Origin of the sequence: Solicola gregarius (assembly GCF_025790165.1) — a bacterium.
Classification (GTDB): domain Bacteria; phylum Actinomycetota; class Actinomycetes; order Propionibacteriales; family Nocardioidaceae; genus Solicola; species Solicola gregarius.
Window position 1 is genome coordinate 2,579,939 of record NZ_CP094970.1, and the last position, 19,048, is coordinate 2,598,986.

General features: G+C 68.6%; 19 protein-coding genes. 7 read left to right on the forward strand and 12 right to left on the reverse strand.

Annotated features, from left to right (window positions below):
* Window positions 1-77 precede the first annotated feature (77 nt).
* From L0C25_RS12705 to L0C25_RS12730, 6 genes are all read right to left on the reverse strand, one after another.
* Complete coding sequence (locus L0C25_RS12705; RefSeq protein WP_271632015.1) at window positions 78-1,394, reverse strand: enolase C-terminal domain-like protein; 1,317 nt, start codon at window positions 1,392-1,394, stop codon at window positions 78-80.
* Window positions 1,391-2,989, reverse strand: coding sequence for an aldehyde dehydrogenase (NADP(+)) (locus tag L0C25_RS12710; RefSeq protein ID WP_271632016.1), 1,599 nt, complete (start codon window positions 2,987-2,989; stop codon window positions 1,391-1,393). Before L0C25_RS12710 ends, L0C25_RS12705 begins: the two co-directional genes overlap by 4 nt.
* On the reverse strand, window positions 2,986-3,912 hold the full coding sequence (gene kdgD, locus L0C25_RS12715) for a 5-dehydro-4-deoxyglucarate dehydratase (RefSeq protein ID WP_271632017.1): 927 nt from the start codon (window positions 3,910-3,912) through the stop codon (window positions 2,986-2,988). Before kdgD ends, L0C25_RS12710 begins: the two co-directional genes overlap by 4 nt.
* A gap of 99 nt (window positions 3,913-4,011) precedes the next feature.
* Window positions 4,012-4,947: a LysR family transcriptional regulator gene (locus L0C25_RS12720; protein WP_271632018.1), complete on the reverse strand. Its 936-nt coding sequence runs from the start codon at window positions 4,945-4,947 to the stop codon at window positions 4,012-4,014.
* Between the two features lie 76 nt (window positions 4,948-5,023).
* Window positions 5,024-5,710 carry a FadR/GntR family transcriptional regulator gene (locus L0C25_RS12725; RefSeq protein WP_271632019.1) on the reverse strand — a complete coding sequence of 229 codons (687 nt, stop codon included), beginning with the start codon at window positions 5,708-5,710 and terminating at the stop codon, window positions 5,024-5,026.
* Window positions 5,711-5,722: 12 nt separating this feature from the next.
* Window positions 5,723-6,841 carry an L-talarate/galactarate dehydratase gene (locus L0C25_RS12730; protein ID WP_271632020.1) on the reverse strand — a complete coding sequence of 373 codons (1,119 nt, stop codon included), beginning with the start codon at window positions 6,839-6,841 and terminating at the stop codon, window positions 5,723-5,725.
* Window positions 6,842-7,045: 204 nt separating this feature from the next.
* On the opposite strand from L0C25_RS12730, the gene L0C25_RS12735 reads away from it, so the two are divergent.
* Complete coding sequence (locus tag L0C25_RS12735; RefSeq protein WP_271632021.1) at window positions 7,046-7,171, forward strand: hypothetical protein; 126 nt, start codon at window positions 7,046-7,048, stop codon at window positions 7,169-7,171.
* 29 nt (window positions 7,172-7,200) lie between these two features.
* Here L0C25_RS12735 and L0C25_RS12740 read toward each other — a convergent pair whose 3' ends face one another.
* Window positions 7,201-8,535: a chloride channel protein gene (locus tag L0C25_RS12740; protein ID WP_271632022.1), complete on the reverse strand. Its 1,335-nt coding sequence runs from the start codon at window positions 8,533-8,535 to the stop codon at window positions 7,201-7,203.
* Window positions 8,536-8,701: 166 nt separating this feature from the next.
* On the opposite strand from L0C25_RS12740, the gene L0C25_RS12745 reads away from it, so the two are divergent.
* Window positions 8,702-9,667: an NAD(P)-dependent oxidoreductase gene (locus L0C25_RS12745; RefSeq protein ID WP_271632023.1), complete on the forward strand. Its 966-nt coding sequence runs from the start codon at window positions 8,702-8,704 to the stop codon at window positions 9,665-9,667.
* A 24-nt stretch (window positions 9,668-9,691) separates the two neighbouring features.
* Here the strand turns inward: L0C25_RS12745 and L0C25_RS12750 are convergent, their stop codons facing one another.
* A complete protein-coding gene (locus L0C25_RS12750) occupies window positions 9,692-10,297 on the reverse strand; it encodes a dihydrofolate reductase family protein (RefSeq protein WP_271632024.1) in 606 nt (201 codons plus the stop codon).
* Window positions 10,298-10,545: 248 nt separating this feature from the next.
* Here L0C25_RS12750 and L0C25_RS12755 point away from each other — a divergent pair, with 248 nt between their 5' ends.
* Entirely contained in the window at window positions 10,546-12,591 is a 2,046-nt protein-coding gene (locus L0C25_RS12755; RefSeq protein WP_271632025.1) for a discoidin domain-containing protein, read from the forward strand.
* 78 nt (window positions 12,592-12,669) lie between these two features.
* On the opposite strand, the gene L0C25_RS12760 is transcribed toward L0C25_RS12755, so the two are convergent.
* Both L0C25_RS12760 and L0C25_RS12765 read right to left on the reverse strand, forming a co-directional pair.
* Window positions 12,670-13,848, reverse strand: a complete 1,179-nt coding sequence (locus L0C25_RS12760; RefSeq protein ID WP_271632026.1) for an MFS transporter — start codon at window positions 13,846-13,848, stop codon at window positions 12,670-12,672.
* Window positions 13,845-14,453: a TetR/AcrR family transcriptional regulator gene (locus tag L0C25_RS12765; protein WP_271632027.1), complete on the reverse strand. Its 609-nt coding sequence runs from the start codon at window positions 14,451-14,453 to the stop codon at window positions 13,845-13,847. Before L0C25_RS12765 ends, L0C25_RS12760 begins: the two co-directional genes overlap by 4 nt.
* A gap of 142 nt (window positions 14,454-14,595) precedes the next feature.
* Here L0C25_RS12765 and L0C25_RS12770 point away from each other — a divergent pair, with 142 nt between their 5' ends.
* Window positions 14,596-15,963, forward strand: coding sequence for a GH1 family beta-glucosidase (locus L0C25_RS12770; protein ID WP_271632028.1), 1,368 nt, complete (start codon window positions 14,596-14,598; stop codon window positions 15,961-15,963).
* A 3-nt stretch (window positions 15,964-15,966) separates the two neighbouring features.
* Here the strand turns inward: L0C25_RS12770 and L0C25_RS12775 are convergent, their stop codons facing one another.
* A complete protein-coding gene (locus L0C25_RS12775; RefSeq protein ID WP_271632029.1) occupies window positions 15,967-16,275 on the reverse strand; it encodes a hypothetical protein in 309 nt (102 codons plus the stop codon).
* A 16-nt stretch (window positions 16,276-16,291) separates the two neighbouring features.
* Between L0C25_RS12775 and L0C25_RS12780 the strand changes: the two genes are divergently transcribed.
* The gene (locus tag L0C25_RS12780) at window positions 16,292-16,645 is read left to right on the forward strand and encodes an LURP-one-related/scramblase family protein (protein ID WP_271632030.1); all 354 of its coding nucleotides are present in this window, start codon (window positions 16,292-16,294) and stop codon (window positions 16,643-16,645) included.
* 9 nt (window positions 16,646-16,654) lie between these two features.
* On the opposite strand, the gene L0C25_RS12785 is transcribed toward L0C25_RS12780, so the two are convergent.
* Complete coding sequence (locus L0C25_RS12785) at window positions 16,655-17,137, reverse strand: DUF2505 domain-containing protein (RefSeq protein WP_271632031.1); 483 nt, start codon at window positions 17,135-17,137, stop codon at window positions 16,655-16,657.
* 219 nt (window positions 17,138-17,356) lie between these two features.
* On the opposite strand from L0C25_RS12785, the gene L0C25_RS12790 reads away from it, so the two are divergent.
* Together L0C25_RS12790 and L0C25_RS12795 are read left to right on the forward strand one after the other, a co-directional pair.
* A complete protein-coding gene (locus L0C25_RS12790; protein ID WP_271632032.1) occupies window positions 17,357-18,283 on the forward strand; it encodes an aminotransferase class IV in 927 nt (308 codons plus the stop codon).
* Window positions 18,280-19,047: a putative protein N(5)-glutamine methyltransferase gene (locus L0C25_RS12795; protein WP_271632033.1), complete on the forward strand. Its 768-nt coding sequence runs from the start codon at window positions 18,280-18,282 to the stop codon at window positions 19,045-19,047. The genes L0C25_RS12790 and L0C25_RS12795 overlap by 4 nt, the downstream gene beginning before the upstream one ends.
* Window position 19,048: the final 1 nt, after the last annotated feature.

Genomic DNA, 19,048 nt, shown 5'->3' on the forward strand with positions numbered 1-19,048 from the left:
ACGCGGGAGCGACTCCGGCTACCTCGGTTCGGGCCCGGTACGCCCTGCCCGTCCGGTGGGACGAAGGCGGCCCGACCCTAGCGCTCCAGGCAGGGCCGCTTCGGGTCGAATGTCCAGTCCGGTACGAGGTACCGCATCGCGGCGGCGTCGTCGCGATGCCCGAGTCCGTGCTCGACGTACAGCTCGTGGGACTCGGCGAGCCGGTCGCGGTCGAGCTCGATGCCCAGGCCCCCGGAGGTGGGGACGGCGATGTCACCGCCGTTGATGCGCAGCGGTTCGCGGGTGATGCCTTGGCCGTCCTGCCAGATCCAGTGCGTGTCGAGCGCGGTGATCTCGCCGGGCGCGGCCGCGCCGACATGGGTGAACATCGCCAAGGAGATGTCGAAGTGGCTGTTCGAGTGCGATCCCCAGGTGAGCCCGAAGTCGTTGCACAGTTGGGCAACGCGTACTGAACCCGTCATCGTCCAGAAGTGCGGGTCGGCGAGAGGGATGTCGACCGCGTTCGTACGCACCGCGTGCGCGAGCTGACGCCAGTCGGTAGCGATCATGTTGGTGGCGGTACGCAGGCCGGTGAGCCGACGGAACTCCGCCATCACCTCGCGGCCCGAGAAGCCGACTTCGGCACCAACGGGGTCCTCCGCGTACGCGAGTACGTCGCCGAGGTCGCTGCACAGAGCAACGGCGTCATCGAGAAGCCATGCACCGTTGGGGTCGAGCGTGATCCGGGCATCGGGAAACCGCTCCGAGAGCGCGGTCACGGCCGCAATCTCCTGCTCGCCGGGGAGGACGCCGCCCTTGAGCTTGAAGTCCACGAACCCGTAACGCTGCTCTGCCGCCTCGGCCAGTCGTACGACCGCCTCCGGCGTCATCGCCTCTTCGCGACGAGCCGACTCCCACCCGCCGCCGCCCGGCTCACGAAGGTACGGCAGGTCCGTGCGGTCGGGATCGCCTACGTAGAAGAGATAACCGAGCATCGGCACCCGGTCGCGCTGTTGACCGTCGCCGAGCAGCTCGGCGACGGGTACGCCCTGTGCCTGGCCGGCGAGGTCAAGTAGAGCGGACTCGAGCGCGGTCACCGCATGCACGGTCGTACGCAGGTCGAACGTCTGCGTGCCGCGCCCGCCCGCATCGCGATCGGCGAACCGATCAGCGACGTCGCGCAGCAGCGATCGGTACCGCAGCACCGGCTCACCGGTCAGCAGGTCGCCCGCATCCTCGATCGTCCTGCGGATCGACTCGCCGCCCGGCACCTCGCCGAGCCCCGTTCGCCCATCGGTGTCGGTGACGATCGCGACGTTGCGAGTGAAGAAGGGGGCGTGGGCACCGGAGAGGTTGAGCAGCATCGAGTCGTGCCCTGCGACGGGTACGACCTCGATCCGCGCGATCGCCGTCATCGATCGCGTTCGCCGAGACTCAGAGTGCCGTCGATCCGCCGGGACAGGGCCCACGGGTTGTCGTCGCGCACGGCCTGGGGCAGCAGCTCATCGGGCACGTCCTGGTAGCACACCGGGCGCTGGAAGCGCTCGATCGCAAGGGACCCGACCGAGGTCGTACGCGCGTCCGACGTCGCGGGGTACGGCCCGCCGTGGACCATCGCGTGGCACACTTCGACGCCCGTCGGCCAACCGTTGAAGAGGATCCGCCCGACGCGGTCTTCGAGCACCGGCAGCAGCCGCCGGGCCTCCTCGACATCCGAGGGCGCGTACTGGACCGTCGCCGTGAGCTGACCCTCGATCGCGGCCAGGGCGCTCGCGAGCTGGTCGACCCCGTCGTAGCGGACCACAACCGACGATGCGCCGAACACCTCGCGTTCCACCCGACCGACGTCGGACGCTGCGACCTCGTTCAGCACGGGCGCGGGGCGTCCGGGTCCGTCACCTGCCAGCCCATCGGCAACCCGCCGTACATCGTCCGTCGCAGCGAGATCGGCGACACCACGCGCGTACGCCTCGGCGATCTCGGGCGTGAGCATCAACTGGCCGATCGCCTCGCCGACGAGCCGCCCGGCCGCGGTGACGAAACGATCGCCGGTGTCACCGGTCGGCACGAACACCAGTCCGGGGTTCGTGCAGAACTGTCCGGCACCGAGCGTCAACGAGCCGACGTACGCGCTCGCGAGCCCGTCGACGTCGCCGTCGAGCGCCCCGGGGAGCACGACGACCGGGTTGATGGACGACATCTCCGCGTACACGGGGATCGGCTCGCGGCGCCGCTGCGCCACCTCGACGATGGCCTGGCCGCCGGCGCGGGATCCGGTGAAGCCGACGGCGCGGATCCGCGGATCGCTCACCAGCGCCCGCCCGAACTCGTTGCCGGCTCCGAGTACGAACGAAAATACTCCTGCGGGCATCCGAGTACGAGCGGCGGCGCGCGCAACCGCGCGCGCGACGAGCTCGCCGGTACCAGGGTGCGCCGGATGTCCCTTGACGACGACCGGGCAGCCGCCCGCGAGTGCCGAGGCCGTATCGCCGCCGGCCGTCGAGAACGCGAGGGGGAAGTTGCTGGCGCCGAACACCGCAACCGGCCCGAGCGGGATCATCCGCTGCCGCAGGTCAGGACGAGGGGCGGGCGTGCGGTCGGGCAGCGCCGGGTCGATGCGTACGCCGAGGTGGTCGCCCTGTGCGGCGACGTCGGCGAACATCCGCAGCTGACCTGTCGTGCGACCGACCTCGCCACTCAACCGGGCTTCGGGGAGACCGCTCTCGAGAACGGCGCGCCCCACGATCTGGTCGCGGTCGGCCTCGATCTCCTCGGCGATCGCCTCGAGGAACGCCGCGCGTCGGCCTGGGCTCGTCTCGCGGTACGTCGCGAACGCGTCCGCAGCTGCCGCGACGGCCGCGTCGAGCTGGTCGAGGTCGAGCAGGCCGAAGGTGGGTTCGACGTCCTCGCCGGTGGCGGCTGTGCGGGCGCGAACGGAACCCGCACTGCCGATGACGTCCTTTCCAGCGACGATAGAAACACCCAGGACCTCTGCCGGGGAAACGCTCATGCGTCGGCACCTCCGATGCGCTTGACGAGCTCGTCGAGATTCGCGAATTCGTGCTCGGTCAGGTCGGTGAGCGGTGGGCGTACCGGACCGGCCGAGCGGCCGACGACCCGCATGCCGGCCTTGACGATCGACACCGCGTACCCGCGCCGGCGATCGCGCACCTCCGTGTAGGGGATCACGAACGCGTTCAGCATGGCATAGACCTTCGCCTGGTCCTGGGCACGCACGGCGGCGTAGAAGTCGAGTGCGAACTCCGGCACGAAGTTGAAGATCGCCGACGAGTACGTCGTGACGCCGAGCTGAAGCAGCGGCAGCGCGAACACCTCGGCGGTCGGCAGACCGCCGATGTAGACGAGGCGGTCGCCCATGCGCGCGTACGTGCGGGTCATCTCCTCGATGCTGCCGATCCCGTCCTTGAACCCGATCAGTGACCGGTTGCGATCGCACGCCTCCTCGAGGGCGTCGGCCTGCAGCACCGCGTTCGCGCGGCTGTAGAAGATCACGCCGAGCGAGGTCGCCGAGCAGATCGCGCTGACGTGCTCGACGAGCCCCGCCTGACTCGCCTCGGTGAGGTACGGCGGCATCAGCAGGATGCCGTCGGCGCCGGCCTCCTCCGCTGCCCTCGCCTGCTGGATGGCGTTGGCCGTCGACCCGGTCGCCGGTGCCAGCACCGGCAGTGCGCCGTCGACCGCCGAAACGGCGGCGCGTACGACGCGGTCGGACTCGGGTGGGGTCAGCGAGAATCCCTCGCCGGTTCCCCCCGCGGCGAACAAGCCGGCCACCGGGTGATCGCTCAGCCACTGCAGGTGCTCCCGGTACGCGGGCTCGTCGAACTCCAGCTCGTCGGTGAAGTGGGTGACGGGGAAGGACAGGAGCCCCTCGCCAAGAGTCCCGGCGAGCTCGTCGGGGGTCAGGTTTGCCACGGCGTGCGGTCCTCTCGGCACCAGGCGACGACCATCGTCGCTCGCGTACCACGCTAGGAAGGAGGAGCGATGCTGGTCCAACACCAGTTCGGCATCCGCTCATGCATCCAGAGCATCGTCCATGACGTTCGCGGCGCGCTGGACCAGGTGCAGGACCAGGCGGACCATCGGCGTCAGGCCGCCGCGGGCCCAGATCGCGTGCAGTTCCACCGGGCGCGCGGGGTCACTGTCGGGGTGCCCACCCCCGAAGTCCATCAGGGTCTTGTAGACGACACCGGGTACGCCGAGCGCCGCCGTGCTCGCGGGCACGAACGCGACCCCCTCGCCGGCGGCGACCAGGAGCACCGCGGTGAGGATCTGTTGTACGTGCTGCTCGATCCGGGAATGGCCGTTGACCAGGAAGCGCACCGTCATCTCGTGGAAGTACCGCGCCTGGACCGGGTGGTAGCTGACGACCGGGAGTCCGTCGAAGTCCTCAGGCCCGAGCGGTCCCTGTGCCGCGGCGATCGGGTGCCCTTCCGGTACTACCGCGCGCAACGGCTCGCGCGCGACGACCCGCGATGACAAGACGTTGGTGTCGAACGGGGGGCGGGCGAGTCCGAGGTCGATCTCGCCCCGGCGGATGCCGTCGACCTGCGTACCGGTCACCCGCTCGTGCAGGATCACCTCGATGTCGGGCTGCTCCTCGCCGAGCATGCCGAGGAGCGGGCCGAGGATGCCGATCGCCGAGCCCGCGGTGAAACCCAGGTGCAGCGTGCCGGCGGAGCCTCCCTCGACGCGCCGCGCGTGTGCGACCGACTGGTCGACGGTGTTGACCAGCCGATAGCAGTCCTCGAGGAACGAGGCGCCGGCCGGCGTGAGCTCGACGCGCCGATTGTCACGCGCGAGCAGCTGCGCGCCGACGACGCGCTCCAGCTTCTGGATCTGGCGCGACAGCGGTGGCTGGGTCATCGCCAGCCGCTCGGCCGCTCGGCCGAAGTGCAGCTCCTCCGCAACGGCTATGAAGCTGCGTACCTGGTCGAAGGTGACGTCCATGCCCGGACGGTATCAAGTTGTGCCGGATTCCTCCTGGGCAAGCATCAATGAGCGCTCGTACGCCGGACGGCCGCGTTCACGGGTGTGGGGCGGCCAGGCGGCGGCGGGTGTTTCCGAGGTGGACGCGCATCGCAGCGCGAGCGGTCTCGGCGTCCCCGGCGGCAACGGCCGTCGCCACCTGCTCGTGCTCGCGTCGTACGCGCTCCACGTGTGCCGCGTCGGTCATCGAGTACTGCGTGTCGAGCCTCGTACGCGGCAGCATGATCATCATCGGCCCGAGGGCGTCGAGCAGGTCGACGTAGAACCTGTTGTCGGTCGCCACGGCAACGGCACGGTGGAATGCGAAGTCGGCCTCGACGGCGCCCTCGTCACCGCCAGCGCCCAGCTGCTCGAGCGCCTCGTCGATCGCTCGGGTGTTCTGGGGCGTGCTGTTGGCCGCGGCGAGCGCCGCGGCCTCGCTCTCGAACCCGAGTCGGAAGTCGACCATCGCGAGCACGTCACGGTGGGTGCGGATGGCCGACGACTCCAACGAGAACGTCGACGGCTCGGGCACCGCGAGCACGAACGACCCTCGGCCCTGGAACGTCTCGACCAGCCCCTCCGCCTGCAGCCGCGACACTGCCTCGCGTACGACGGTGCGCGAGACGCCGTACGCGCCGATCAGCTCGGTCTCGGACGGGAGCTTGGCGCCCGGTACCAGGTCACCGGCCAGGATCTGGTCCTTCAGTCCGTCGACAACCCGCTGGGCGAGTGAGGCGCTCATCCGTTCACCCCGTCACGGCCCGACCGTCGCGGTCTCGAGGGTCAGCGCGCGCATCCGGTCGCTGAGCGTGAACCCGAGACCGGATCGCTCCGGCACCCACATCCGTCCCTCGCGGATGTCGACCCGCTCGTTGAACAAGGGGCTCAGCCACTCGAAGTGCTCGACCCACGGCTCGGTCGGGTACGTGGCGGCGAGATGGAGATGAATCTCCATCGCGTAGTGCGGTGCCAAGGCGAGGCCGGCATGTGATGCGAGGGTGGCGAAGCGCAGGAACGGGGTGATGCCACCGATCCGCGGAGCGTCGGGCTGCACGATGCCGCGGTAGCCGGCGTCGATGAGCGCCAGGTGCTCGGGCACCGAGGTCAGCATCTCCCCCGTGGCGATCGGGGTGTCGAAGGTTTGGCTCAGGTCGCTGTGCCCGACCGCGTCCCACGCGTCGAGCGGCTCTTCGATCCAGCTCAGGTCGTACGCCTCGAGCTCGCGACACATCCGGCGCGCCCGGGCGCGGTCCCACTGCTGGTTGGCGTCGACCATCAGGGGTGTCGCGGCCAGGTGGTCGCGAACGGCTGACACGCGATCGAGATCGGTACGCCAGTCGGGCTGGCCGACCTTCATCTTGATGCCGCCGATGCCGGCCTCCAGCGATGCGCTCGCCCTCTCCTTGACCTCCTCGACCGACGCCTGGAGGAAGCCGCCCGAGGTGTTGTAGACCCGGCACGAGTCGCGGTGGGCGCCGATCAGCTTGGCCAGCGGCAGGTCCGCGCGCCGCGCCTTGAGATCCCACATTGCGACGTCGAGCGCGGCGATGGCCTGCGTTGCGACGCCGGAGCGTCCGACGGACGCGCCCGCCCACAGCAGCGACTGGTAGATGCGGTCGATGTCGGAGGGGTCCCGCCCGATCGCGACGTCGGCGACCTCGCGAAGGTGGGCGAACTGCGCGGGGCCGCCGGCCCGCTTGGAGTAGCTGAATCCCATGCCCTGGTGGCCACCCGCCGTCGTCACCTCGACGAACAGCAGGACGATCTCGGTGAGCGGTCGTTGTCGTCCGGTGAGCACCTTCGCGTCGCTGACCGGGTTGGCCAGTGGGAGTACGACGTGGGAGAGCGTCAGCTGGCGGATCGAGTCTGACATGCGGGTCCTCGCGGCCGGGCCAACTTATGTGATGGGTGTGCAACTTATCGGATGGCTACGGCGGAGGGACAACCGGCCCGACCCGGCAGGCCGGGTCGGACCGACGAATCCGGGAAATGCCGTGCGAGGCAACGTCGCGGTGCCTCTCGACGTCCTATCTAGTAGTGGATCACCGGGTAGGACGAGTCAGGGTGAGGAGTGGCCATGAGTATCGAACCCCAGGGGCGCGCCGGTCGTCGGCGTGCCGATACCCCGGACGAGATGTCGGGGATCGTGATGATGCTCGGCCTGATGGCGATTCTGTGCATCCTCGCCGTGCTGTTCGTCTGACTCGAAACGTACCGACAGGCGCCGGGCGGTCAGGTCGTGGCGGGCGAGTCCGGATCCGACGCCGTCAGGCTGTTCAGCAGTTCGTCGACGACGAGCGCGGTCACCGCCGACAGAATGATCACCGGCATCTGGCTCGCCGCGGCGTCGCCCATGAGCAGGACGACCAGCAGGATGCCGGTCACCGGGAGCTGGGTGGCGGCGGTTGCGGCGGCGGTTCCGATGGCGACGCCGGCAACCGGGTCGATGCCGGGTAGCGCGGTGCTGGCGAGGACTCCGGCGGCGGCGCCGAGGAAGACGGCCGGAAAGATCAGCCCACCTCGGAACGCGCCGAGGCAGACTCCGTAGCCGATGCCCTTGCACACGAGCAGCAGCACGAGCGCGCCAGCCGACCACTGCTCGGGATGCAACGCCAGGTCCCCGAGCGTGGCCTGGCCCGACAGCACCACCTCCTCGGGGCCGTGGTCGGTCACCAGCGCGTAGATCGTCGCGCCGAGCCCGGTCACCAGGCCGGCAGCGACGGTGATCCGCATCCGGTACGCGGTGGCCAGCGAAGCGACCCGGCGCCCGCAGACGAGGGCCGCCCAGATGCCGGCCGCGATCGCGGCCGCGACCGGGAGCGTCCAGGCGACGGTTGCCGCATTCAGGGTCGACGACTCGAGATCCGGAATGGTGAGGGCGCCGATCTCCAGGCCGGTCCAGCTTCCGAGGCCGGTGAACACCACCGCGCCGACACCGCTCGCGACGAGGGCCGGCAGCACCAGCATCGTGGTCCGCCGCCGACCCATGTCGGCGACCTCGAGGAAGATGATGGCCGCGACCAGCGGGTTGCCGAAGACCGCGGAGATCGCGGCGGCCGATCCGGCTGCCCCGATCACGGCGGACACCTGCGGGCGATCGGCGGCGCGCGTACGACTCACCGCCAGCAGCGCCAGCCCGCTGCCCAGGGCCATCAGCGGAGCCTCGGGACCGAGTACCGCTCCGAGCGAGAGCCCGACCGCGGCGGCGATGATCGTTCCTGGCAGCTCGCGTGGGGGAGTGCCTCCCGCGCCCATCCCGTCGGCGGGCACGTGGCCGCCGTGTCCCGGGAGCCGCGAGATGGTGAGCCCGACGACTACGGCGGCCAGCCCCATCGTCACGATCGGCCACCACGCAGGAACCCCATCGAAGCCGAGCTGGTCGGGCAGCGTGTCCCATACCAGGTGCTCGAGCTCGTGGACGACGACGAGGAAGAAGAATGCGACGAACGAGAGCGGGATGCCGATGAGCGCGGCGACGAGCAGGATCGCAACGTAGCCGCGGCTGTGCAGGGCGATCACCAGCTCGGACTCCGATTGGGTCTGGCCTTGGTGAGCGTCCTGCTCCATGACCGAAGGCTAGCCAAGGCCGGGCAAGCGCGCGGCGACTTGCGCCGATCCGACCTTGCCACGGCCGTATAGTGAGGTCGCCCGCGACAAATAGACATTTGTTGCGCCAGGGCATGACAAATGTCTATTTGGTTCCGGCGCGACGTGCCCAGGAGAGGACACCGATATGCCCGACCGCGCGCGGCTGCTCGTGCTCGACGACGTCGAAGGTCTGATCGAAGCGTCGGCGTCGACGCGTCGGATGCGCGAGCTCGCGGACGTACGGTTCCTGCGCGGACGGCTGGCCGACGTCTCGGACGACGAGTTGGCCGACGTACGTGTCGTGCTGGCGATCCGGGAACGCACGGCCTTCGATTCGGCGACGCTCGACCGGCTACCGGCCCTCGAGCTGATCCTGCAGACCGGCGGTCATGCGTACCACGTCGATGCGGACGCAGCGCGTGGTCGCGGCGTCCGGGTCGCGCTCGGTCGCGGAGGCACCGCCGCGAGTGCAGCGGTGCCCGAACTGACCTTCGGGTTGATCATCGGCTGCATGCGGCACCTGCCGGCGGCGCAACGCGCCATGGCCGGCGGCGAATGGCCGGGGCTGGTCGGGCGGACCCTGCGCGGCCGGCGACTCGGACTCCTCGGCGTCGGAAGGCACGGAAAGCAGGTCGCACGGGTCGCCGAGGCGTTCGGCATGGAGGTCGTCGCATGGCGACGACCGGGTTCGGCAGCGTCCGACGACGGCGTTTCCCGCGTCGACCTCGACACGCTGCTGCGTACGTGCGATGTCGTGTCGGTCCATCTGCGGCTCTCGGACGAGTCGCGTGGTCTCCTGGGTGCACGCGAGCTCGCACTTCTCAAGCCTGGCTCGATCCTCGTCAACACCGCCAGGGGAGCGATCGTCGACGAGGTGGCGTTGGTCGACGCGCTGCGCAACGGTCCGCTGGCCGGTGCCGGGCTCGATGTCTTCACGGCCGAGCCGCTGCCCGTCGACTCGCCCCTGCGGTCAATGCCGAACGTGGTCCTCACACCGCATGTCGGCTGGACCGTCGAGGAGGTCTTCGAGGAGTTCGCGGCGATCGCCACCCGGCAGCTCGAGGCGTACGTGAGCGGCACGCTCGATCCGACGGAGCTGCTCCATCCCTGACGGCGTCGACCTGCAGTTCGGAGGTCAGCGCCGTACGCGGTAGCGCAGATGCGTGGCATCGCGGCCCTGCGCGACGCGGAGCGTCTCCAATTCGCGCTGCTCGACCCCGAGGTGCTCGAAGAGCCTGCGGCCCTCGCCGAGCAGCACCGGAACGAGATGGATCTGCAGTTCGTCCAGGAGCCCGGCGGTCAGCGCCCATTGCGGGATGGCCGATCCGTGGACGAGCACGTTCCGGTCGCCGGCAGCGCGTTTCGCTTGGTCAACGGCAGACTCCAGACTGCTCACGTACGTGACGTTGGGCCACCGGGCGAACTCGGGGGCGGGCTCGTTGCGGCTGAGAATGAAGATCGGCACGCCGTCGTGGTGATCGCCGTCCCAGCCGCCCGCGCCTTCGAACGTGCCCCGGCCGGCGAGAACGGCGCCGGTGGACATGACCTCGTCCCAGATCTCGCGATCGGCGCCGGTCAGGCCGGGCGCCTCCCCGTGGTGGCCGGTCTCTCCGGACTCGCCGGTCTGAAACCACTCGTGGAGCCGAAGACCGCCATCGCCCATGGCGTTGTCGGGGCCCTCGTTCGGCCCGGTGACGAAGCCGTCGAGAGACATCGACATGTAGAGAACGGTTGACGACATGGCGGGCTCCGCTTCGCTCGATGTCAGTACGAGTCGGTTCGGCCAATGACGATAGTTCGCATCAATATTAGTGTCAAGATTGAACTATCTGCAGTGGCCGTGGCCCCGCCCCGATCTCCGACGCCGGACGCGGCCGTCTCAAAAAGTAGGTCAAATGTCCCGGACTATTGACTCAGACCGGTGTAAACGCCATTCTCACTCTGCAAGAGCCTCGCCGGAGGCGTCCCGAGGCGCAGGAGGATGCATCGATGCGCAGTAGACGTACCTTCGCCGCGCTCGCGGTCGTCGTGACGCTGGCCGTGATGGCGGCGCTGACGGGCGGCACTGCTTCGGCCGGGGCAAAGGACAAGTGGTGGGTGCCCGATGACCGTCCGACACCCGATTCGCGGATCAACGTCAGCGGCGAGCCGTTCCGCGGCACGGACAAGAACGGTGACGTACGCGGGTTCATCGACGCGCATAACCACGTGATGTCGAACGAAGGCTTCGGCGGGCGTCTCGTCTGCGGAAAGCCGTTCGACGAGGGTGGTGTCGAGGAGGCGCTGAAGGACTGTCCGGAGCACTATCCCAACGGCATCGGCGCCTGGTTCGAGAACATCACCGGCGGGAGCAACGGTACGCACGACCCCGTCGGCTGGCCGACGTTCGAGGACTGGCCGTCGTACAAGTCGCTCACCCATCAGCAGAACTACTACGCCTGGATCGAGCGAGCCTGGCGTTCGGGCCAGCGGGTGATGGTGAACAACCTGGTCAGCAACGGGGTCATCTGCTCGCTGCTGCCGCGCGACCGCGGGTGCAACGAGATGGACGCGATCCGCCTCGAAGCCCGCAAGTCCTGGGAGATGCAGGCGTACATCGACGACATGTACGGCGGGCCGGGCAAGGGCTGGTTCCGGATCGTCACGAACCCGGCGCAGGCGCGCAAGGTGATCGAGGACGGCAAGCTCGCCGTCGTGCTCGGCGTCGAGACGTCGGAGCCGTTCGGTTGCAAGCAGATCCTCGGTGTCGCCCAGTGCAGCAAGGACGACATCGACAAGGGCCTCGACGAGGTGCACGACCTCGGCGTACGCAGCATGTTCCTGTGCCACAAGTTCGACAACGCCCTCTGCGGTGTGCGGTTCGACCAAGGTGTCATCGGCACCGTGATCGACATCGGTCAGTTCCTGTCGACCGGTACGTTCTGGCAGACGGAGCAGTGCACCGGTCCTCAACACGACAACCCGATCGGCTTGGTGAGCCTCCCCAAGCTCGAGGCGAAGCTCCCGATCGGCGTCAAGCTGCCGACGTACGATCCGGACGCTCGCTGCAACACCCGCGGACTCACCCGCCTGGGCGAGTACGCCCTGCACGAGATGATGAAACGCAACATGATGGTCGAGATCGACCACATGGGCGTGACGGCGGCCGACCGCACGTTCGACGTGCTGGAGGCCGAGGACTATCCCGGCGTGATCTCGAGCCACAGCTGGATGGACGCCAACTGGACGAAGCGGCTGTACCGGCTCGGCGGGTTCAAGGCAGAGTACCCGGGGCAGCCGGAGAACTTCGCGAAGCAGGCCGCGAACGGCCGGCACATCCGCGAGAAGTTCCATGTCGGCTTGGGCCTCGGGCTCGACATGAACGGGCTCGGCGGCTGGCCGGCGCCCGAGGGCAAGGACGGGAAGTATGCGGTGCACTATCCGTACCGGAGCCTCGACGGTACGGACCGGATCAACCGCCAGGTGACCGGAGAACGCACCTGGGACGTGAACCTCGACGGCATGGCCCACTACGGTCTGTTGCCCGACTGGCTGGAGCAGGTACGCAAGGCGAGCGGTGGAAAGGCGACCGACGACCTCATGCACGGTGCCGAGTCGTACCTCGAGACCTGGGGGGCGACAGTCTCGCACCGGCTCGCTCGCAACCTGGCCGTCGACAAGGCCGCAACGGCGAGCTCGTCGGAGTGGAACCCGATCACGAACTACGGTCCGGCGCAAGCGTTCGACGGCGACGCACACACGCGGTGGGCAAGCGACTGGAACGATGACCAGTGGCTGCAGACCGACCTCGGTAACACCCGCCGCATCGGCAGGGTCACCCTCGACTGGCAGCGCGCGTACGGCCTCTCGTACCGCATCCAGGTCTCGACCGACGGTACGAAGTGGCGGACGGTGCGCACGACGTACAACGCTGACGGCGGCATCGACACGGCTCGGTTCGCGAGCACGAAGGCACGGTACGTGCGCATCCGCGGCATCGATCGCGCCACGAAGTGGGGCTACTCGCTATACGAGGTGGGCGTCTACCGCCGGTGAGCGGAACCCGCGTCCGCCGCCCCGTGAGCATGACGTTTGAGCGGCGACACGCCGTGCGACACGACCCAAACGTCATGCTCACGGGGCGTCGCGGGTGCGTACGCGCGGCTCGAACTGGTTCGCCATCAGGGGGATCAGCGTGACGATCACGAGCGGCAGCACGAACATGTAGCGCTCACCCCATTCGTGCGACGTGAACGCGATGGCGAATGCGGCCACCAGGTAGCCCACGTAGTTGGCGACGTTGACCCGGGCGATCGCGGTCGTCCCGCCCTCGGTGTCGAGATGGCCGGCAGCGACGTACGACAGCGGGGGGATCAACGAGAGTCCCCCGCCCAGCAACGCGAATCCGACCACGACCACGAGCACCGAGGGGGCGGCGACGATCACGGCGAGCGCGACAACCGCGAGCACGCCGCTGCCGCGAACCACCGCCGTCGCGCCATATCGGCCGACCAAACGGTCGCCGACGAGACGTACGAGCAGCAGCACGGCCTGGTACGCGCCGTACGCTGCCGGCGCAGCGTACGCGGCGGCGTCGAGACCGTCCTGGAGGTAGATGCCGCTCCAGACCGATGTCGCGGAGTCATTGACCCACATGGCGAACGTCGGCACGGCGATGAGCAGGATCGGCACCCACGGCACCCGGTGCATACGCGCCGGAGTCCGCGGATCTGCCGTCCCGCCGACGGCGACACCGGGCTCGGCGCGCAGGAGCTCGGAGCCGGTGAGCGCGTTGGCGATCAGCCCGACGACGCATACGACGACGAGCGACGCGAACAGCGACCAGTCGAGGCCGATCGTCAACGACGCGTACCCCGCACCGACGACCGCGGCGACGCTCCACATCGCGTGGAATCCGGTCATGATGCTGCGTCCGTAGCGGTCCTGTACCGCGACACCCTGCATGTTCAGCGTCGCGTCGACCGCGCCGACGAAGAAGCCGTAGACGCAGGTGCACGCGACCAGCGCGGGGAGCGAGTCCGCCAGCCCGGGGAGGACCGAGCCGAGGGAGACTCCGGCGAGTGCGATCCGCAGGGTCGGCGCGCTACCCCACCGGGCGGCGGCGTACCCGGCGACGATGCTGCCGACCGCGGACAGCGCGGCCACGGCCGCCAGTAGCCACAGGATGTCGGTGTCGTCGAGATCGAACTCGTCCTTGATCGTCGCCAGCCGGGTGACGATCGACGAGAACGTCAGGCCCTGGATGGCGAAACCGGCAAAGACGGCTCGGCGTGCGGCGCGGTCGGGGCTCATGCCCGGGTCGCGCGTACGTAGGTGACGACCTGGTCGGAGAGCGCATCGAGGATCCGCTCGGCCGACGCCTTGTTCCCGAGCACCAGATAGTTCAGGGTGAGACCGTCGAGCGTCGAGGCAAGGTAGCGGGCAAGGTCGCTGACCGAGATGGAGAGCTCGAACCCGAACTGCTTCTGCACCTGTTCCACGACGTCCCGGTTGGCCTTGACGTATTGGCGGTACTGCCGATGCGCGACGTCCTCGAGACCGGGTTGCCGCAGCACGTACTGGGTCAGCTCGTACGTCAGCATGTGCTCGTCGGGGTTGGCGACGACGTGGTCCCAGTACGCCTGCAGGCTTGCGCGTACGGTGTCGCGAAGCGTCGCGTCGGGGCCGAGGTCGGCGGCCGCCATTGCGGGCGAGGCGGAGTGCTCGGTCAGCGTCGCGATGACGGCCTCGAACAGCTCCTGCTTCGACTCGAAGCAATAGTGGAACACGCTGAGCGAGACACCGGCCTCCGCCACGATCGCGCGCGTCGTGGCCTTCGCGATGCCCTCGCGGGTCATCACGCGGATCGCCGCGTCGACGAGCTGGACTCGTCGCTGGGCTGAGGACAGCCGAGCCATCGGTGCTCCTTCGGTCGGACGCGCTTCGTTGACGGCCCAATATAGACCCAACGGGTCAGGTGTCCCGGACTCTTGACCTGCTCGCGGTGCAGACGGGATGCTCGGGAGTCACAGCCGATGTCATCACCATGAAAGGCGACGGATGCCCGACCGCGTGCCGTTACCGTCCGACTTCCTGTACGGGGTGTCAACTGCGTCGTACCAGATCGAGGGCGCCGTCGACGAGGGCGGCCGAGGCCGTTCGATCTGGGACACCTTCTGCGCCGAACCCGGGCGGATCATGAACGGCGAGACCGGCGACGTCGCGTGCGACCACTTCCACCGGTACGCCGAGGACGTCGCGCTGATGCGGGAGCTCGGGGTCGATGCGTACAGGTTCTCGATCGCGTGGCCGCGCATCCAGCCGACGGGCCAGGGAGTGGCGAACCAGTCGGGTCTCGACTTCTACGACCGGCTGGTCGACGAGCTGGTCGGCGCAGGCATCAAGCCGGCGGTCACGTTGTATCACTGGGACCTGCCGCAAGCGCTGCAGGACAAGGGCGGTTGGCTCAACCGCGAGACCGCGCAACGCCTCGCGGAGTACGCCGGCATCGTCGCCGACCGGCTCGGCGACCGGGTGCACCTGTGGATGCCGATCAACGAGCCCGTCGTCGTGACGATGTTCGGGCATGCGCTCGGTGTCCACGCGCCCGGTGAGCGCCTCGGCTTCGAGGCGTTGCCGGTCGCACATCATCAGCTCCTCGGCCACGGTCTGGCGGTGCAGGCGCTGCGGGCCGCGGGGGCGACTAACATCGGTATCGCGTCCAATCATCAGCCCAGCCGGCCCGCGAGCGAGTCCGCCGCAGACCAGGAAGCCACCGCGACGTACGACGCGCTGGTGAACTGGATGTTCGCGGACCCGGTGCTACGCGGTACGTACCCGAACGACATCGGCGACGGAATGCCCGGGCCCGTCGGCGACGACCTCGCGGTGATCTCGTCACCACTCGACTGGTACGGGATCAACTACTACCAACCGACCGTCGTCGGCGCGCCCGGGAGCGCGACCGCGCCATCGCCCACCCTCGAAGGCGCGGAACCGCCCGTAGACCTGCCGTTCGAGCTCGGCCAGCTCGCGGGCGTACCGACCACGGACTTCGGCTGGGCGGTCGTCCCCGACGGTCTCACCGAGATGTTGACGACCTTTCGGGATCGCTACGGGGATGCGCTTCCGCCGCTGTACGTAACCGAGAGTGGCTGTTCGTACCACGATGTCGTCGGCCCCGATGGCGGCGTGCACGACCAGAAGCGGATCGCGTACCACGATGCCCATCTGCGCGCCGTGGCCGACGCGATCGACGCGGGCGTCGACGTACGCGGGTACTTCGCCTGGTCGCTGATCGACAACTTCGAATGGGCGGCCGGGTACGCCGAGAGGTTCGGGCTGGTGCACGTCGACTTCGAGACCCAGCGGCGTACGCCGAAAGACTCGTACCGCTGGTTCCAGGAGCTGATTGCCGCGCGTGGCTGAATGCTACGAGGGCGATACGCTTCGTCGGAAGGTCGATTCCACACGGCGCCGAATCCACCGGGCCGATCTCACGACGGGGGAAAGATGGACATCGCGGAACTTCAGAAACAGCGGCTGTTCCACATGCACCAGAAGGTGACCATGATGGTCAACCGCTACCAGGTCTTCGCCGATGACGGCGGCGAGCCGGGCGAGCTCGTCGTGTTCGTCGAACAGAAGCGAATGAAGTTCAAGGAGGAGGTCACCCTCTTCACCGACAGCACGAAGTCGATCGTGCTCGGGGGGGTTCAAGGCCCGCAAGGCGATCGACATCTCAGGGTCGTACGACGTGACGGGCCCCGACGGCCGCCCGATCGGCTTGTTCACCAAGAAGTTCGGCAAGTCCTTGCTGCGGTCGACCTGGCTGCTCGAACAACCCGGGCAGAGGTCGGTCTCGATCACCGAGCGCAGTGGCGGCATGGCGCTGTTCCGTCGGATCTGGGACTTCATTCCTTGGATCGGCGACTCGCCCTTCCCTTGGAAGTACCACTTCGAGTTCCAGCGGGACTCAGAGCACGTCGGCAGCTTCGAGAAGAAGACCCGGTTTCGCGATCACTACGTCATCAGCCTCGACGACGACTCGCTCGATCGGATCCTCGTACTCGCCCAGGCCATCGCCCTCGACGCCCTGCAGGCTCGCTGAACCGGTGCGTCAGCCGGCGTCCGCCAGCCAGTCGGCACCCACTCGCTGCTCCGCGCGCAGTGCCTTGCGGAGGAACCCGTCGACCAGCTCCTCGAGCTTGCCGCCGATGAGGGGCACGCCGACCTTGAGGGTCCCCGAGATCGTTTGCAGGGTGCCGTCGCCGTCGGTCGTGAGCTCCGACGTGCCGACGAGCCGTCCGGGCTTGCCGGGAATCGTGAGCTGCAGAGTGGCCGTGGTCTCGTTGGACCAGGTCTCGACTTGGGCGATCCGGATCGAGTCACCGACGAATTTGCGCGCAAAGCCCGGCAGGTTCGGAGCGGCGTGGGAACGCTCGACCGTCACCTGAGTGCCGCCCGACGTCTCCACGACGTCGACATTCCAGTCGATCGCGCGGCTCCGATCGCAGACCCGCTCGCGGAACGACGGATCGGTCAGCATGGTGTACACGGCGGCCGGCTTCGCGTCGTACCGCAGCTCGTGGTTGACCTTCATCGGCTCTCCTCCGACGGCGGATGTCGGGATGACGCTACCGCTTGTGGCCGCGACGAGAGAATGTACCTTTGACCGCCCAGGACCGGCCAAAGGTCGATTCTTGCCACGAGGCCGCGTCGCTGAACCTTGTCCGTGGCGACGCTTGGCCGACCGGCATGCCCGAAACGCCATTGACGTCGCGCGTACGCTCGGAGGAAGTGTGCCGACGAGAGGACGTGGATGAGCGAGACCCGAGCCGACGCGGACTTCGCGCGCGGAGCCGCGTACGTCGACGGTGAGGTCGTTCCCGTCGATCAGGCACGGATCCCCTTGCTGGACACCGGTCTGACCCGCTCCGACGTGACGTACGACGTCGTGGGCGTGTGGGGTGGAGCGTTCTTCCGGCTCGACGACCACCTCGACCGATTCCTCCGCGGCTGCGAGCGACTCCGGATGACCGTGCCGCTCGACCGATCCGAGATCACGGAGCTGCTCGACCGGCTCGTACGGGCCTCAGGGCTGCGGGAGGCGTACGTCGAGGTCATGTGCACCCGCGGAGTGCCGACCTCCGGGTCGCGCGACCCTCGCACGTATGACAACCGTCTTTACGCCTACGCGATCCCGTACGTATGGATCCTGCGGCCCGAAGAAGAGGCCGGCATGGATGCGGTTGTGGTGCGGTCGACGCGGCGCATTCCGCCCGACTCCGTCGACCCGACCGTGAAGAACTTCCACTGGGGCGACCTCACGAGGGGCCTGTTCGAGGCGTACGACCGCGGCGGCCGATACCCGATCCTGCTCGACCATCGCGGCTTCGTGACGGAAGGGCCCGGCTACAACGTGTTCGCGGTCGTCGACGGCGCGCTCGTCACGCCGGCGGTCGGTGTGCTCGAGGGCATCACCCGGCGCACCGTGCTCGAACTCGCAGCAGAGCATGGGCTTTCGACAACGATCGACGACCTCGAGGAGCCGACACTGCGCCAAGCGTCGGAGCTGTTCGCGACCTCGACGGCCGGTGGCGTCATGGCGATCACCTCCGTAGACGATTCGCCGGTCGGCGATGGCCGCGTCGGACACGTGACGGCGAACCTGCGCGACGCGTACTGGAAGGCGCACTCCGATCAGCGCTACGTGACGCCCGTCGACTACGCGTCGAGGACGCAGTGACCCAAGACGTCGTCGACGCATTGCGCAGTGCGGGCTGCGTGTTCGCCGAAGACGAAGCGCGGCTGCTGGTCGAGGCGGCAACGACCCCCGATGAACTCTCCGACCTCGTCGATGAGCGGGTCGCCGGAACGCCCCTGGAACACATCCTTGGCTGGGTCGAGTTCCACGGCCTGCGCATCTCGGTCGACCGGGGCCTCTTCGTGCCGCGCCGGCGTACCGAGGTGCTCGTCCGTGAGGCGGTGGCGCTCGCCGTCGGCGGCACGGTCGTCGTTGAGCTGTGCTGCGGAGTTGCGGCGGTGGCTACGGCGATCGCGTCCGACGTCGCAGGCGTCGAGGCGTACGCCGGGGATGTCGACCCGGCCGCCGTACGATTCGCCGCGCGCAACCTCGGCGCGTTCGGCGGCCACGCGTACGAGGGCGACCTGTTCGATGCGCTGCCGGAGACGTTGCGCGGTCGGATCGACATCATCGTCGCGAACGCGCCGTACGTACCTACCGACGCGATCGCCACGATGCCCGTGGAAGCGCGTTCGTACGAACCGCGTGTCTCGCTCGACGGCGGCCCGGACGGGGTGCAGATCCACCGACGCATCGCCGCAGACGCCGCCGCGTGGCTCGCGCCCGGCGGCCACCTGCTGATCGAGACGAGCGAGCGTCAGGCTCCGCTCACGGTCGACGCCTACGCACGAGGTGGGCTTGCCGCCCGCGTGATCCGTGCTGAAGACGTGGACGGCACAGCGGTCGCGGGTTCGACGCCGGCCTGAT

What these genes read in the sequence shown, in the direction of transcription:
- L0C25_RS12785 (WP_271632031.1), bottom strand. Translation starts at nt 17,137, where the DNA reads ATGAAGGTCAACCACGAGCTGCGGTACGACGCGAAGCCGGCCGCCGTG.
- L0C25_RS12725 (WP_271632019.1), bottom strand. Translation starts at nt 5,710, where the DNA reads ATGAGCGCCTCACTCGCCCAGCGGGTTGTCGACGGACTGAAGGACCAG.
- L0C25_RS12720 (WP_271632018.1), bottom strand. Translation starts at nt 4,947, where the DNA reads ATGGACGTCACCTTCGACCAGGTACGCAGCTTCATAGCCGTTGCGGAG.
- L0C25_RS12790 (WP_271632032.1), top strand. Translation starts at nt 17,357, where the DNA reads ATGAGCGAGACCCGAGCCGACGCGGACTTCGCGCGCGGAGCCGCGTAC.
- L0C25_RS12740 (WP_271632022.1), bottom strand. Translation starts at nt 8,535, where the DNA reads ATGGAGCAGGACGCTCACCAAGGCCAGACCCAATCGGAGTCCGAGCTG.
- L0C25_RS12775 (WP_271632029.1), bottom strand. Translation starts at nt 16,275, where the DNA reads ATGTCGATCGCCTTGCGGGCCTTGAACCCCCCCGAGCACGATCGACTT.
- L0C25_RS12735 (WP_271632021.1), top strand. Translation starts at nt 7,046, where the DNA reads ATGAGTATCGAACCCCAGGGGCGCGCCGGTCGTCGGCGTGCCGATACC.
- L0C25_RS12765 (WP_271632027.1), bottom strand. Translation starts at nt 14,453, where the DNA reads ATGGCTCGGCTGTCCTCAGCCCAGCGACGAGTCCAGCTCGTCGACGCG.
- L0C25_RS12710 (WP_271632016.1), bottom strand. Translation starts at nt 2,989, where the DNA reads ATGAGCGTTTCCCCGGCAGAGGTCCTGGGTGTTTCTATCGTCGCTGGA.
- L0C25_RS12745 (WP_271632023.1), top strand. Translation starts at nt 8,702, where the DNA reads ATGCCCGACCGCGCGCGGCTGCTCGTGCTCGACGACGTCGAAGGTCTG.
- L0C25_RS12730 (WP_271632020.1), bottom strand. Translation starts at nt 6,841, where the DNA reads ATGTCAGACTCGATCCGCCAGCTGACGCTCTCCCACGTCGTACTCCCA.
- L0C25_RS12755 (WP_271632025.1), top strand. Translation starts at nt 10,546, where the DNA reads ATGCGCAGTAGACGTACCTTCGCCGCGCTCGCGGTCGTCGTGACGCTG.
- L0C25_RS12760 (WP_271632026.1), bottom strand. Translation starts at nt 13,848, where the DNA reads ATGAGCCCCGACCGCGCCGCACGCCGAGCCGTCTTTGCCGGTTTCGCC.
- L0C25_RS12770 (WP_271632028.1), top strand. Translation starts at nt 14,596, where the DNA reads ATGCCCGACCGCGTGCCGTTACCGTCCGACTTCCTGTACGGGGTGTCA.
- L0C25_RS12705 (WP_271632015.1), bottom strand. Translation starts at nt 1,394, where the DNA reads ATGACGGCGATCGCGCGGATCGAGGTCGTACCCGTCGCAGGGCACGAC.
- L0C25_RS12750 (WP_271632024.1), bottom strand. Translation starts at nt 10,297, where the DNA reads ATGTCGTCAACCGTTCTCTACATGTCGATGTCTCTCGACGGCTTCGTC.